Genomic DNA, 14,373 nt, shown 5'->3' on the forward strand with positions numbered 1-14,373 from the left:
GGGACCGATGAACGACCCGCGTCGCGCGGGGCCTGGCTGCGCCGTCGTCTGGGTAGCGCTCGGCACACGGTCGCCGAGCACCCTGCTCCGCCTGGACGAGCGCGCCCGGCGATATCGCCGGGCGCGGGCCGACGCGCACCGGATCGGCCGGCGGCTCGTCGCGGCGTACGCGGCATGTGCGCCGGACCGGCAGGTCTGGGCACACGACGCCCGAGGGCGGCCGCTCGTCGTCGAACCCGGCGGGCTCCAGGTGAGCCTGAGCCACGCCGAGGCCGTGGTGGCGGCCGCCCTGTCGTGGGACGTCCCGGTCGGTGTCGACGTCGAGCGACTGCGGCCGCTCGCCGACCGTGCCGGGCTGGCCCGCACGGCCCTGTCCGACGTCGAGCAGCGGTCGGTGGACGAGGCGCCGGAAGCCCTCCGCGACGCGCGGGTGCTCCGGTTCTGGACCCGGAAGGAGGCCGTGGCGAAGGCCCTCGGCACCGGGCTCGCCACCGATCTGCGCGCCATCGTCACCACTGTCGACGGTGTCGTGGTGTCCCTTCCGGACGAGTGCGGCCCGGCGTCCGCCTGGTCGCTGGCCGACCTCACCGTGGCGGACGACGTGATCGCCTCGGTCGCCGTCCGGGCGCCACGCGTCCGGGTGTCGTCCCGGACGCTGGCGTTGCCCGCCGACGAGGCCTGACCTCCGGAAGGGCCACCGCGGGTCATCGGAAGGACGACGCCAGGGCCGAGGAGCGCAGGTTCCCCAGGTGCGAGTGCCACAGGTGGGACGGGTCCGCCTCGACGGCGGCGACCGTCTCACGCATGACCCGCAGCACCTCCGGCTCCTCCTCGTCGTAGAGGTCGCCCTGCAGCAGCCGCAGCACGTCGAGCCGGTAGCGCGGATCCTGCACGAACGTGGTGAACAGGATGTTCAGCCGGTAGTAGACGGTGATGAACTCGTACCAGTTCCGTACGCCGCTGCGGATGGTCTTCTCGTACGTGGCGAACCGGGCCTGCGAGAAGTCGTCCGCCTTGACGGCCTCGACGATGTCCCGGCAGGCGAGCCGCGCGCTGTTCAACGCGACGCTCACCCCGCTGGAGAAGATCGGGTCGACGAAGCGCGCCGCGTCACCGAGCAGCACCCACCGGTCGCCGCAGATCTGGCGCATGGCGTAGCTGTAGTCGCCCTCGACCTTGAACGCCGTCACCTGCTCGGTCTTCTTGAGCGCCGCGTGCAGGTCCGGCCGGCTCTCGAGGAAGTGCCAGAAGAACTCCTCGCGGTCCATGTTCGCCTTGACGAACTGGTGCTTCTGGGTGACCACCCCGACGCTGGTGACGGTGTCGGTGATGGGGATCTGCCACACCCAGCTGGCGCTGTCCGGCAGGAAGTGCACGTAGATGTAGTCGACCTTCTCGGGGTTGGTGGCGACCGAGGCGCGGTCGAGACCCTCGAACCAGGCGTGGATGGCGTACTGGTTGAAGACCGGGTCCGCCTCCTTGAGCCTCAACTGCCGGCCCAGCATGGTCTGCCGGCCGGAGGCATCGATGATCATTTTGGCGGTGATGTCCACCTCGGCGCTGCCCAGTCGGCAGGTCAGGGTGACCTTGTCCGGGTCGCCGAAGTCCACGCGCAGCGCCCGGATCCCCTGGAACACCTTCGCGCCGAGACTTTCGGCGTGCTTGAGCAGGATCAGGTCGAACTTGCTGCGGTCGACGTGGAACGTGTAGTCCCGGTCGACGCCCGGCTGGTCACGCTCGCTGAACAGGATGTCGGCCACGCCGAGTTCGTGCGTGAGCAGGTCGGCCTGCTCGGCTGTGACGTTGCGCGAGTGGGCCGAGGTCCAGGCCGCGCCGTACTTGCGCGGGAAGCCCGCCTTCTCGATCTTGTCCATCGCGCCGGTCTCCAGCAGCACGCGTGTCGTGGCCGGCACCAGCGACTCACCCACGTGCGGCCGGGGGAAGTTCTCCCCCTCGAACAGGGCGACCGACACCCCGGCCATGGCCAGGTACGCGGCGGCGGAGGAGCCGGCCGGCCCGCCACCGACGATCACCACGTCGTAGTCGACACTCATCGCGTCACGCCTTCCGTTGCGACGACCCTCAGGCCGGAGACGAGCTTGCTGATGGAGGCGACATCGCGGAAGTTGGCCGCGTTGATCGCCGCGAGCGGCACATCCACCCGCAACTGCTCTCGCAGGAAGTTGAGCAGCAGGGCGCTGTTCATCGAATTGAGCACCTCCCACTCGAGCAGCGGGGTCGACTCGGTGAGCTCGCCCTTCGGGTCACCGTCGAGAAAGCTCTCTCTGATGAAGGTCATGATTCGCGGTGTGACCTCATCGGCGGTCATGGTCGCCCCTTTTCGTTGTCGGAGGGAAAGGGTGGATCCGGGTCACGAGACGCCCCCGCCCGTCCGGGCGGCGAGCTCCTTGAGGAGCAGTCGGTCGACCTTGCCGTTGCCGTTCCTGGGCAGCGGAGACATGACCCGCACCTCGTCCGCGATGAGGTACCGCGGCAGATGCTGGGAGAGGTACCGGCGAAGGGCGAGGAGCCCCGGATCGCAGCCGGCGCGTGGGGCCACGAACACCACCAGGCGGGTGTCGACTCCTTCGCCCACGGCCACGGCGGCCGAGTCCGCGACCTCGGGGTGCTTCCCGAGCAGCGCCTCGACCTCGCCGAGTTCGACCCGGTGCCCGCGGATCTTCACCATCTGGTCGCGGCGCCCGAGATAGTCGAAGGCGCCGTCGGGAAGGACCCGGACCAGGTCGCCGGTGCGGTAGGGGCCGGTCTGCGGCGGATGCCCCCAGTAGCCGGCCAGCACCGTGGGGCCCTCCACGACGAGTTCGCCCTCCTCGCCCACACCGGCGACGGCCCCGTCCTCGCGCAGCGCCCAGACCTGGTCCCCGCTGGCCGGCTTCCCGATCGGCACCGGCCGGTCGCGGTCCAGATCCGCCTTGGTGACCTCGTGGAACGTGCACACGTTGGTCTCCGTCGGACCGTAGAGGTTCATCAGCCGCGCACTCGTCCAGGTGGCCAGGTCCCGCAGCTGCGTGATGGGGAACGGCTCGCCCGCGAACAACACCGTGTGCAGCGTGTCGGGCGCCGGGCGGTCGAGGAGCCCACCGTGACGCATCATCACCGCCAGCGCGGACGGCACGGAGTACCAGACGGTGATCCGCTCGCGGTGCAGGAACTCGACGAGCTGGGCCGGCGCGAAGGACAGCTCAGCGGGTATCAGGCGCACCGACGCGCCGGCCCGGAACGCCAGGTAGAGGTCGAGCACGGACAGGTCGAAGGTGAACGGGGCGTGGTTGGCGAACCGGTCGTCCGGCGTGGGGGTGAGTACGTCGGCCGCCCAGTCGACGAACGCCCCCGCGTTACGGTGGGTCAGGCACACGCCCTTGGGCGTGCCGGTGGACCCCGACGTGTAGAGGATGTACGCCAGGTCGTCCTCGGCGGTGGCGGTGTCGACGGGCGGCGACGGCTCGTACGGGCCGTCGAGTTCCGTGTAGCCGACCTCCCCGCCCAGCTCGTCCGCGATCCGTTCGATCCACGACCGTGGCGTCACGACGACGCGGGCCGCGCAGTCCCGGGCGATGGTCGCCACGCGCGACGCCGGGCTGCTGCCGTCGACCGGGACGTAGACCGCGCCGAGCCGGAGGGCCGCCTGCATCGCCGCGACCGCCTCGGGGCTCTTGCCCGCCCACAACACCACCCGGTCACCGCGCCGGACACCTCGGCACTGGAGCCGGGCCGCGATGCTGTCGGCCACGGCGCCCAACTCGCCGTACGTCAGGGAACCGGACGGCCCGCTCACGGCCGGCGCGTCGGGACGGCGCGCGGCGGCGTCGATGACGAGCTGATGGAGGGTCACAGGCCGGTCTCCCTCGCGATCAGTTCGAGCTGGATCTCCGTCGTGCCGGAGAAGACGGTGGTCGGCAGGCAGTCGCGGAGCTGCTCCTCGATCCCGGTACCGGCGAGGTAGCCGCTCGAGCCGAACAACTGCATGGCGTCGAGGCTGTTCGCGACCGCCGCCTCCGACACGGCGACCTTCGCCATCGCGATCGCGGTGACGTCCGAGCGGCCCTGGTCGAGCAGCCAGCAAGCGCGGTACAGCAGCAGGCGTGCGCTCTCCAGCCGTTGCCGCATCCGGGCGATCCGGTGCGCGACGGCCTGGAAGCCCGCGAGCCTGCGCCCGAACTGGCGCCGGCCGGTCGTGCGGGCCACGCACTCGGCCAACTGCCGGTCCATCAGCCCCAGGTACGCGGCGAAGAGGCAGCCCCGTTCCCACGCCATCGAATGCTGGAAGATCGCCCCGCCGCGGCCCTCGGCTCCGAGCAGGTACTGCGCCGGCACCACGCAGCCGTCGAACCGCACCCGTGCGGCCAGGCAGCCGTGCAGCCCCATCTTCGGCAGCGGAGGACCGACGACGACGCCGTCGAGGTCCCGCGGCACGGCGAAGGCCGAGATGCCCAGGAACCCGGCGGACGGGTCGGTGACCGCATAGGTCACGAAGACGTCCGCGACCGGGGCGTTGCTGACGAAGGACTTCTCCCCGTCGAGCCGGTACCCTTCGCCGGAACGCACGGCCGTCGTCCGGAGCCGGCCCACGTCCGAGCCCGCCTCGTCCTCGGTCATGGCGTTACCTGCGATGAGGTCGCCCGAGGCCATGCCCGCGAGAAGCCGCCCGGCCTCGTCCGTCCCGAACTCCTGAATGGGTACGGCGCAGGACAGCAGGTGGGCCGCGATGCCGAAGACCAGGCCCATGTCGGGGCAGGATCGGCCGAACGCCTCGAGGCTCAGCGCGGTGTCCAGTGCGCCCAGGCCGCCGCCGCCGTGCTCCTCGGGCAGGCACAGCCCGGCCAGGCCGATGCCCGCCGCGTCCTTCCAGGCCACCCGCAACGACTTCGGATCGGTGCGCGTCTCATGTGCGGTGAACCGCTCGGCCACAGCTTCCGCTATCCCGTTGCAGCGTTTCCGCTGAATCGGTGACGGCTCGAAGTCCATCAGCAGCGCCTCGGTGCGTATTCGGCCATTGCCATTTCAGTCCCACCTCGACGGTCGTATTCGGAGAGGACGGCACCGCCACATTTCGTTGCGACCTGTCAGCAAACGTAGATTCACGCCGCGCCGGCCCCAACCCTTAACGCACCCCTATGCGGAGACCCCGAACAGGGGTGTCACCAACCGGAGACACGGGCCGCGTCCTGCGGCACCCCGCCGAGCACCGACGAGATCACGTTCAGCACCCCCGACCGGCATTCGTCGAGATAGAAGTGACCACCCGGGAAGACCCGGAGGTCGAACCGGCCGAGAGTGTGCTGCGACCAGGCCGAGGTGTCGTCGATGCCGGCCTTCGGGTCGCTGTCACCGACCAACGCCGTGATGCCGCAGGCCAGCGGCGGCGTCGGCTGGAACCGGTACGTCTCGATCGCCCGGTAGTCGTCGCGGATCGTCGGCAGGACGAGGTCGAGCAGATCCGGCTCCGCGAAGACACGCGGGTCGGTGCCGCCCAGCGAACGCAGTTCCGCGGTGAACGCGGCAGTGGTCGCCCGGTGCCACTCCTCGTGCCGGACCCGCGAGGGTCCCCGCCGGCCGGAGACGAACAGGTGCGCCGGTTCCGCCTGCCCGTCCCGGGCGATCCGGCAGGCCACCTCGAAGGCGAGGATCGCCCCCATGCTGTGGCCGAAGAACGCGAACGGCTCCGTCAGCCGCGGCTGGATCGCGGCATGGATCCGGTCGGCCAGCTCCGGGATGCTACGGACGCGGGGCTCGCCCCTGCGGTCCTGCCGGCCCGGGTACTGCACGCTGTGCACCTCGACGCTGCCCGCCAGCGCCTTCGACCAGGAATAGAAGTAACTGGCGGTGCCGCCCGCGTGGGGGAAACAGAACAGGCGTACGGCGTCGGGCGCCGGGTGGTAGACACGGACCCACCTGTCATCCTCGGTGTTCTCCACCAGTGCGACCCCCTGAACGGTGCCCGGAAGGCCGTTTCGCCGGCCGATCCGACCATATCCGTCAAGCCCGCACCGCAGACCCCTATCGAGCCCCTACATCGGAACCCCTGATTGCCCGGAATCGATGGCACTACTACGCTTCCGAGACACACGGTGTGGCGACTAATACTGCGGGCGGGGAAGGCCGAATGGTCAGCACGGTCGAAATCACCGAATTGACGGCGGAAGCCGTCGAACTGCTGGATCGCCAATGGCATTTCCCCGATCAGGCGGACCGTGCCGCACTGACCCGGCTGTGGAGACTGGCCGCGGCGCGGGGATGGTTCGGGCCGCGCCACCTCGCCGAGGCCGTGGCGCTCGTTCGTGCCGTGGGCGCGGCCGCCTGCCCGCTGCCCGTGATGGACGGTTTCGTCGCCGCCGGCCTCCTGACCCGGGCCCCGGAACTGCGGGCCGGCATCGCCGCGGGCGACATCCGCCTCCTGGTGGTGCCGGCCGACGCAGCGACCGAGACGGTGCCGTTCGCGGAGGCGGGGAGTGCCGCCTCGCACGTCCTGCTCCTGCCTGCGGCGGGTGGACCGGCGCCGGTACGGCCGGTGGAGTTCACCGTCCCGCAGGCCGGCTTGGCGGCGCCCGCGTGGGACCGGCTCCACCTGGGGCCGGTGGAGGCCGTGGTCGACGTCGGCGCAGAGCGCGCCGCGTGGGCGCTGTCGCTGCTCCGGCTGGGCTTGGCGGCACGGGCGACGGCGGCGGCACGCCGCACCCACGAGCGGTCCATCGCCCACGCGAAGGTCCGCCGGCAGTTCGGTCAGACGATCGGCGGCTTCGGTGCGGTCCAGCAACGGACGGCGGCCCGCGAGATCGACCTCGTGGCCGGCGAGATGCTCGTCGCCGACGCCGTCCGCAGACATGACGACGAGGCCCCGGACCGGCTCCTCGCCACCGAACTCGCCGTGTCCCACGCCGCCGCCGTCGCCTCGCGTATCCAGGTGGGAGCGCAGCAGACTCTCGGCGCGGGCGGCTACTTCGAGGGGCACGAGGCGCCCTGGCTGTTCCGGCGGGTCCATGCCGACATCGCGTTGCTGCCGGCGTATCCACCGCCCCACGGCACCGTCGCCGACATCCTGATCGGGACCGCCGGCAGCCTGCCCGCCGTCGACGCCGGCACCCCGGCCGCCCACCTGCGTGCCCAGGTCCGGGCGTTGAGCATCGAGCGGCGTTCCCGGGAGAGGTCGTTCGCCAAGGGCGACGATCCAGCCCTGGTGACCGCGATCTCGACCCGCAACTGGCTCGGCGTCACCTGGCCGGTCGAGCAGGGCGGCGCCGGCGCCACTCTCGCCGAACAGCTCGCTCTGCAGGAGGAGATCGCCTACCACCAACTGCCGGTGGCCAACGCGTTGGCGGCCGTGTCAGTGGTCGGCGCTCCCCTGGTCAAGTACGGGTCGGCCGAGCAGAAGGCGACCTACCTGCCACGGATACGGGACGGTCGACTGACCTTCTGCCTGGGTTACAGCGAGCCCGAAGCGGGCTCCGACCTCGCGTCGCTGACGACGACCGCGACCCGGGACGGCGACGACTGGGTGATAACCGGAACGAAGGCCTGGATCACGAACGCCCACACGGCGGAGTACATCTGGCTCGCCGTCCGCACCGACCCCGATGCGGCGCTCCCGCTGGCCGGCATCAGCATGTTCATCGTCCCGATGGCGACCCCCGGAATCCGGACGGAACCGCAGCAGGCGCTGTCCGGGCAGATCTGCAGCACGGTGCGCTTCGACGGTGTCCGGGTGGGTGACGGCGCGCGCGTCGGGCCGGTCAACCGCGGCTGGCAGGTCATCACCGACACGCTCACCGAGGAACGGCTGTTGCTGGCCGGCGAACTCGCCGGACTGTCCCGCCGCCATCTCGACGAGCTGCTGGCGGCCGTCCGGGCGGATCCGGACCGCGTCGCCGGCCCGGCCGGCTCGGAAAGGCGCGCCCGGCTCAGCGGCATCGCCGTTCAGGTGCAGGCGGTCAACCTCCTGCTCACCGGGGCGGCCGCGAAGGCCGGGGCCGGCGCCGCACACACCGCGCGCCTCACCTCGGCGATGGCCGGCGTGCTGGCCGCCGAGACGATGGAGCAGGTCAGCCGGGACGCCGTGGACATCCTCGGACCCGCGGCGACCCTGTGCGGGCCCGACGCCCCCGGCACGGGGATCTTCGAACAGGGCCTGCGCGTGGCCATCCTCGCCTTCCTCGGCGGCGGCACCAACGACGTACAGCGTGGCCTGATCGCCCGTGGCCTCGGCCTGAGCTGACCGCCTGCCCGCCGGTGACACGGCACCACGGTGGGCTCCCGGAACTCCGGGGGCCCACCGTGGCTCACAGCCACGAGGGTCAGATGAGGGCGGGGGCGGACCGCGCCTCGTCGGACGGCTCGATGGCCAGGTGCGGCAGTCGCCGGTCCACCCAACTGGGCAGCCACCAGTTGGCCCGACCGCACATGTACATGACTGCCGGCACGAGGACTGTCCGCAGGATGAAGGCGTCAAGCGCCACCGCGGCAGCCAAGCCGATGCCGAACTGGGAGATGGCGCGATCACCCAGGAACATGAAGGCGACGAACACCGCGATCATGATCAGCGCCGCCGTGGTGATCACCCGTGCCGTCTGGGTCAGGCCCGCCATCACCGCCTGGGTGTTGTCCCGGGTACGCGCCCACTCCTCCGCCATCCGGCTGACCAGGAACACCTGATAGTCCATGGAGAGCCCGAACAGCACCGCCAACACCAGTTCCGGCAGGTAGCCCTGGATGGGGCTGGGCTCGCCGAGGCCGAACAGCCGGGTTCCCCAACCCCACTGGAAGAACGCCGTGAGGATTCCGAAGGCCGCCGCCGACGCCAGCAGATTCAGGACCGCCGTGACCGCGGGGATGAGCAGACTGCGGAACGCCAGCACGAGGAGCAGGAAGCTGAGACCCACGATGGTGAGGAGCAGCCAGGGCAGTTTGGAGCTCGTCATCTCCGCGAAGTCGACGAAGGTGGCGGTGAACCCGCCCACGTGGACTTCGAGCGTGTTGCCCTGCGTGTAGCGCGGGATGACTGTGTCACGCAGGTCGGTGATCAGGTTGGCGGTGTCCTCGGACTGGGGCGCCGTCGTGGGGATCACCTGCATCATCTGGATCGCCGGACCGGAGTCCGCCGCGGTCTGCGGAGGCGGGCCCTGGACCGCCGCCACCCCGGGCACGGCGGCGAGCGCGGTGCCGAGTTGGGACAGTGCCTCCCGATCAGCGGGTGACCGGGTCTCGGCGACCAGGAACAGCGGACCGTTGAAGCCGGGTCCGAAGCCCTCGGCGAGCAGTTGATAGGACTTGTAGGTATGGGTCGACGGGTCGTCGTTCGACGCGTCGGCGAAGCCCAGCCGCAGATCCAGCACTGGCGCGGACACCACGAGCATGACCGCGACCCCGAGGGCGGCGAGCAGGGCGGGGTACCGCGGAATGAAATGCGACCAGCGCGCCCAGAGGCCGGTGCTGCTCGGGGCGGTGGTGAGCGACTCGCCGGCGACCAGCGTGCGGCGCTGCTTGCGGCTCAGCACGCGCATGCCGAGTATCCCGAACAGCGCGGGCATCAACGTGATCGCGGCGATCACCGTGCACACCACGGTGATCGCCGACGGGACGGCCAGCCCGGTGACGAAGTCGACGCCGATGGTGAGGAGACCGAGCAGGGCGATGCAGACGGTGCCACCGGCGAACAACACCGCCCGGCCGGAGGTGTTGAGCGCCTGCACGGCGGCCTCCTCCGGGTCCAGCCCGGACATCAGAGCCTGGCGATGACGCGTCAGGATGAAGAGCGCGTAGTCGATGCCGACGCCGAGACCGATCAACGTGCCGAGGATCGGCGCGATGGCGTTCACGGACATCATGTGGCTCAGCGGGGCCATGAGCATCATGGCACTGCCCACACCCGCGATCGCGGTGACGATCGGTAGCGCCGCGGAGAGCAGGGAACCGAAGGCGATGAGAAGGATGACGGCCGCCGCGATCAGTCCGATCAGCGACGCGACCGACTCCGGCTTCTGCTCGGCACTGGAGATGGCCTTGCCACCGAGTTCGACCGCGAGGCCCGGCTGGGCCGCGTCGGTCGCCGTGGTGATCACCTGCTTGACGTTGTCGCCCTCCAGGTCGTCCGCCGCCTTGGCGAAGGTCACTGTGGCGAACGCGGTGCGGCCGTCCGCACTGATCTGGAGCTCGTTACCCGGCTGGTAGGGGCTGACCACGGACGTCACCTCGGGCACCCGCGACACCTCGGACAGCATCGCCGAGATCCGCTGCTGGACGGCCGGGTCGGTGACCTTGCCCTGATCCACCTGCCAGACGATCTGGTCGGAGTCGCCAGCCTGGGCCGGTGCGGACTTCTGCAGCAGCGTCTGGGCCTCACCCGAGCCGGTGCCCGGCAGGATCAGAGAGTTGTCGTACGTGGTCGCCACCGCCTGCGACATCGCGCCAAGGCCGATGAGCAGAGCCACCCAGGCGACGATGACGGCGAAGCGGTGCCGATAGCACCAGCGCGCAATGGCTTGCATGATCCTCCATCCGATTGGTTCCGTTACCCATCGTCGAGGTTCCGAGCTGGTTCAGTCACCGGCCAGCCGCAGTGACTACGCGGCCGCTACCGCGCCATTCGGTGCGGATCACGGCCTCGTCTACTGCGATCGCAGTAGACGTGCTCAGGGTTGGAGACGCGGCGCACTGGCCAGACCGGTCTGGTAGGCCAGGACGACGAGCTGTGCACGGTCACGAGCACCGAGTTTGCTCATGGCGTGGTTGACGTGGGTCTTGACGGTGAGCGGGCTGAGCGTGAGCTGATCGGCGATGTCGGCGTTGGACATCCCCTCGGCGACCATGGCCGCCACCTGCCGCTCACGCTCCGTGAGCGTGGCAAGCAGCGACGAAGGGCGGACCGGCTCGCTGTCGTGCAGCGTGAGGTATCTGGCTATCAGGCTTCGGGTGGCGGACGGTGAGAGCAGCGCGTCCCCGCGGGCCACGGTACGGATCGCCTCGATGAGCACCTCCGGCCGAGCGCCCTTGCCGAGGAAGCCGCTGGCCCCGGACCGCAACGCCTCGAAGACGTACTCGTCGACCTCGAACGTGGTCAGGATCAGCACCCGCACGCCGGCCAGGCTGTCGTCGGCGGCCATCCGGCGGGTGGCCGCCAGACCGTCGAGACCCGGCATCCGGATGTCCATGAGGACGACGTCGGCCCGCGTCTCACGGGCGGTCCGGACCGCGTCGGCGCCGGTGGCCGCCTCGCCCACCACCGTCAGGCCCGGCGCGCGATCGATCACCAGCCGCAGGCCGGCGCGGATGAGGTCCTGGTCGTCGGCGAGGACCACGCGTGTGGGCGCCGCGGTGGCGGGGTGCGTGGTCGCTGAGACGGTAGTGGTCATCGGTCCTCCGTGTCGCCGATCAGAGCGGAAGCTCGGCGAAGACGCGGTAGCCGCCCCCGGGCCGAGGGCCCGCAGCCAGCTGCCCGCCGACGGCGGCCACCCGTTCCCGCATCCCCACGATCCCGTGCCCGCCCGGTGGGTACTGGTCGCAGGGGGTGACCGGTCCGCCCTCGTCCTCCACGGCCAGCCGGAGCGCCCCGTTCGTGTAGACGAGCCGCACCACCGCCGTGTCACAGTCGGCATGCTTGCGGGTGTTCGTCAGTGATTCCTGGATGACCCGGTACGCGGTCACCCCGACGGCCTCCGGTACGGGCCTGGGCCGGCCGGTCACCTCCCGGGTGACCCGCAGGCCGGCGCTCGCGAACGAGCCGATCAGCTCCCCGAGCCGGTCGAGGCCGGCCACCGGCTCGGTCGGCTCGGGCGCACCGGCCTCGCGCAGCAGCCCGACGGTCAGCCGCAGCTCCTCCAGGGCCTCCTGGCTGGCCTGCTGGATGTGCCGGACCGACTCCATGGCCTGGGATCTGTCCTGGTCGTCCAGGAGGCAGACGAGCGCGCCCGCCTGCACGTTGATCAGCGCGACGTGGTGGCCGACGGCGTCGTGCAGCTCCCGGGCGATGCGCAGCCGCTCCTCGGCGACCCGTCGGTTCGCCTCCTCCTCACGGGCCTGGTCGGCCCGCCGCACCCGGTCCTCGGCCTCGGCGACGTAGGCGCGGTGGCTACGGGCCGCACTGCCGGTGGTGATCGCCAGGGCCGCCCAGAGCACCATGACGACACCGGAGATGCCCGGATTGGCGATGAGCGAGGCGGTCAGCAGCGTCGCCTTGACGGTGACCCCGACCGCGAGGGCCCGGACCGCGGGGCCGTCCACCGCGACCCAGTACAGCGCGCAGAACAGGGCCAGCAGGGTCGGCGGATAGACCATTCCCTCGGCCACCAGCAGCACGGTCCCGACGGCGGCGATCGCCGCGATACCGATGGGAAACCGCCGGAGGACCGCCAGCGCGGTGAAGACCGTGATGGTGACCAGCCAGTTCAGCGGTTGCTCGGAGCCGAGCGCGTGGCGGATGTCAGCGGGGATCGTCACCACCGTGAACAGCACCATCGACATGAGCGACGAGAGCAGCAGCAGTTGCTGCTGCCGGGCCATCAGCCAACTCCAGCTGATCGTGGCTGCGGTCACCACGGCCTCGCCTCCTTCGGACGGTCCTGCTTGACGACGTGCAGCAGCGTGACGCCGAGCCACGGGCCGCCGTACCAGTAAGCGGGCCCGAGCGGGCGCAACGTGCCCTGCCCGATCTGCGCGGCGCACGCCGCGGCCGACCACCAGAAGTCGGCGACGAGCAGGTGCCCGCCCGGGCGCAGCACCCGCACCGCCTCACTCACCGCGCGCTGCCGTCCCCGCCGTGAGGGGATGTTGTGGATGGCAAGTGCGCTGGTCACGACGTCGAAAGAGGAGTCCGGGAACGGGAGCGCGCTCAGGTCTGCCGTACGCACCTCCACCCGGTCCGCGACTCCGGCCGCGGCGGCGTTTGCCAGCGTGGCCTCGGGCTTGTTGCCGCTCTGGTCCTTGCCGATCCAGAGGTCCGCGCCGGTGGCGCGGCCCGACGGCAGCCGGCGGGCCGCCGCGATCAGCACCGCCCCGCGACCGCACCCCAGGTCGAGCAGCCGCTCGTCCCCCTTCAGGGCGATCCGGTCGAGTTCCCGTTCCCAGACGCGCAGCTTGCCGCGGAGCGTGGTGTGGAGGTAGACCGCGGTGGAGGACAGCAGGACCGCGCCCGCGAGCGCCGTCGCCGCCCGGCCGCGCCGCCACCGGACCGCGGCCAGGCACCCCGCCATCCCGACGACGGCGTTCGCCACCGCGTACCCCGGCGCGTCCACGCCGTACCGGGGCCGCCGACGAGGGCGGCCGGTGAGCCTTCCGCTGTTCGTGGCCGCCATCGCCGGTCACCGAGGCGTTCGGAGCATGTCGTGCGCCGGCGCGTCCGGCGCCGGCGCGCGATCGGGCGCCGGGCGGTCGTCCGGCCCCGGCGCGACGGCCTCCAGCAGCTGGTCCGTCTCCTGGATCACCCGCCGCGCGCCGTCGGCGGCCGACGGCACCATGCCCTGCATCAGGAAGTAGCCGTGCACCAGGCCCTCCCCCGGCACGTGGCGCGCGCGGACCCCGGCGGCGCGCATCCGCGCCACCAGTTCCACGCCCTCGTCCCGGAGCGGGTCGTACTCGGCGGTGGCGACGATCGTCGGCGGGAGACCGCGGAAGTCGGCCTTGAGCAGATCGACAGCGGGATCGGCGCGTCGGTGCGGATCGGGGAGGTACTGGTCGTAGCTCCAGGCCAGATCGCGCACGCTCAGGAGGTAGCCCTCGGCGCAAGGGCTGGCCGAGGCGATGGCCAGGCTCGGGTCCAGCGCCGGGTAGATCAGCAGGAGGGCGGCGGGACGCAGGTCGCGCGCGACGAGGGCGACACCCAGGGCCAGGCTGCCGCCGGCGCTGTCGCCGGCGATCAGGTGCCGCCGGCCGGGGAAGGACGCCGCGACCCAGCGGGCCGCGGCGACCGCGTCGCGCAGCGGTGCGGGGTGGGGGAACTCTGGCGCCCGCCGGTAGTCGACCGAGACGACTACCGCGCCGAGCGACGCCGCCAGGTCGCGGCAGACCCAGTCGTGGCTGTCCAGGTCGCCCAGCACCCATCCCCCGCCGTGCAGGTAGGTCACCACCCGATCGCCGGCCGACTCGGGCGTGAAGATCCGCACCGCGACCGACGAGCCGTCGGCCCCGTCCACGAGGCGGTCGGCCGAGGCCACCGCCGGGCCGGGCGTGGCCGCGCCGTGGCGCTGGCCCATCGCGCTCTCGCGATAACGCGCACGGGCCTGCTGGAGAGTGAGTTCGCGGTCCGGAATGGGAGATCCGTCGGCGCTCTGCCACGCGATCAGGTACTTGAGCATCCGGTCCAGCGGCATCGCCACTCTCCTACGTACACGCGTATCGGCAGGCGCGCACGGTTCCAGTCTAATTCTG

General features: G+C 71.3%; 12 protein-coding genes. 2 read left to right on the plus strand and 10 right to left on the minus strand.

Features of this window, described 5'->3' with window-relative positions:
• Positions 1 to 7 precede the first annotated feature (7 nt).
• Positions 8 to 682: a 4'-phosphopantetheinyl transferase superfamily protein gene (locus ACFYO8_RS05000; protein ID WP_357707205.1), complete on the plus strand. Its 675-nt coding sequence runs from the start codon at positions 8 to 10 to the stop codon at positions 680 to 682.
• A gap of 22 nt (positions 683 to 704) precedes the next feature.
• Here ACFYO8_RS05000 and ACFYO8_RS05005 read toward each other — a convergent pair whose 3' ends face one another.
• The 5 genes from ACFYO8_RS05005 to ACFYO8_RS05025 all read right to left on the minus strand — a co-directional run bounded on the left by ACFYO8_RS05005 (position 705) and on the right by ACFYO8_RS05025 (position 5,936).
• Complete coding sequence (locus tag ACFYO8_RS05005; protein ID WP_354868407.1) at positions 705 to 2,054, minus strand: NAD(P)/FAD-dependent oxidoreductase; 1,350 nt, start codon at positions 2,052 to 2,054, stop codon at positions 705 to 707.
• Entirely contained in the window at positions 2,051 to 2,329 is a 279-nt protein-coding gene (locus tag ACFYO8_RS05010) for a hypothetical protein (RefSeq protein WP_354868405.1), read from the minus strand. The genes ACFYO8_RS05005 and ACFYO8_RS05010 overlap by 4 nt, the downstream gene beginning before the upstream one ends.
• Positions 2,330 to 2,371: 42 nt before the next feature.
• Positions 2,372 to 3,853, minus strand: coding sequence for an amino acid adenylation domain-containing protein (locus tag ACFYO8_RS05015; protein WP_387256826.1), 1,482 nt, complete (start codon positions 3,851 to 3,853; stop codon positions 2,372 to 2,374).
• Positions 3,850 to 4,929 carry an acyl-CoA dehydrogenase family protein gene (locus tag ACFYO8_RS05020; RefSeq protein ID WP_387187630.1) on the minus strand — a complete coding sequence of 360 codons (1,080 nt, stop codon included), beginning with the start codon at positions 4,927 to 4,929 and terminating at the stop codon, positions 3,850 to 3,852. The genes ACFYO8_RS05015 and ACFYO8_RS05020 overlap by 4 nt, the downstream gene beginning before the upstream one ends.
• Before the next feature lie 230 nt (positions 4,930 to 5,159).
• Positions 5,160 to 5,936: an alpha/beta fold hydrolase gene (locus ACFYO8_RS05025; protein ID WP_354868398.1), complete on the minus strand. Its 777-nt coding sequence runs from the start codon at positions 5,934 to 5,936 to the stop codon at positions 5,160 to 5,162.
• A 188-nt stretch (positions 5,937 to 6,124) separates the two neighbouring features.
• On the opposite strand from ACFYO8_RS05025, the gene ACFYO8_RS05030 reads away from it, so the two are divergent.
• Positions 6,125 to 8,230 (plus strand): acyl-CoA dehydrogenase, encoded by a 2,106-nt coding sequence (locus tag ACFYO8_RS05030; RefSeq protein ID WP_354868396.1) that lies wholly within the window; start codon positions 6,125 to 6,127, stop codon positions 8,228 to 8,230.
• Positions 8,231 to 8,309: 79 nt separating this feature from the next.
• On the opposite strand, the gene ACFYO8_RS05035 is transcribed toward ACFYO8_RS05030, so the two are convergent.
• From ACFYO8_RS05035 to ACFYO8_RS05055, 5 genes are all read right to left on the minus strand, one after another.
• On the minus strand, positions 8,310 to 10,499 hold the full coding sequence (locus ACFYO8_RS05035) for an MMPL family transporter (RefSeq protein ID WP_354868393.1): 2,190 nt from the start codon (positions 10,497 to 10,499) through the stop codon (positions 8,310 to 8,312).
• Between the two features lie 144 nt (positions 10,500 to 10,643).
• The gene (locus ACFYO8_RS05040; protein ID WP_355047247.1) at positions 10,644 to 11,363 is read right to left on the minus strand and encodes a response regulator transcription factor; all 720 of its coding nucleotides are present in this window, start codon (positions 11,361 to 11,363) and stop codon (positions 10,644 to 10,646) included.
• Positions 11,364 to 11,382: 19 nt separating this feature from the next.
• Entirely contained in the window at positions 11,383 to 12,543 is a 1,161-nt protein-coding gene (locus tag ACFYO8_RS05045) for a sensor histidine kinase (RefSeq protein WP_354868388.1), read from the minus strand.
• Positions 12,540 to 13,301, minus strand: coding sequence for a methyltransferase domain-containing protein (locus ACFYO8_RS05050; protein WP_354868386.1), 762 nt, complete (start codon positions 13,299 to 13,301; stop codon positions 12,540 to 12,542). The genes ACFYO8_RS05045 and ACFYO8_RS05050 overlap by 4 nt, the downstream gene beginning before the upstream one ends.
• Before the next feature lie 6 nt (positions 13,302 to 13,307).
• Entirely contained in the window at positions 13,308 to 14,315 is a 1,008-nt protein-coding gene (locus ACFYO8_RS05055) for an alpha/beta hydrolase (protein WP_355047248.1), read from the minus strand.
• Positions 14,316 to 14,373: the final 58 nt, after the last annotated feature.

The sequence above is a fragment of the Micromonospora sp. NPDC005257 genome (assembly GCF_042872445.1).
Lineage (GTDB): Bacteria > Actinomycetota > Actinomycetes > Mycobacteriales > Micromonosporaceae > Micromonospora.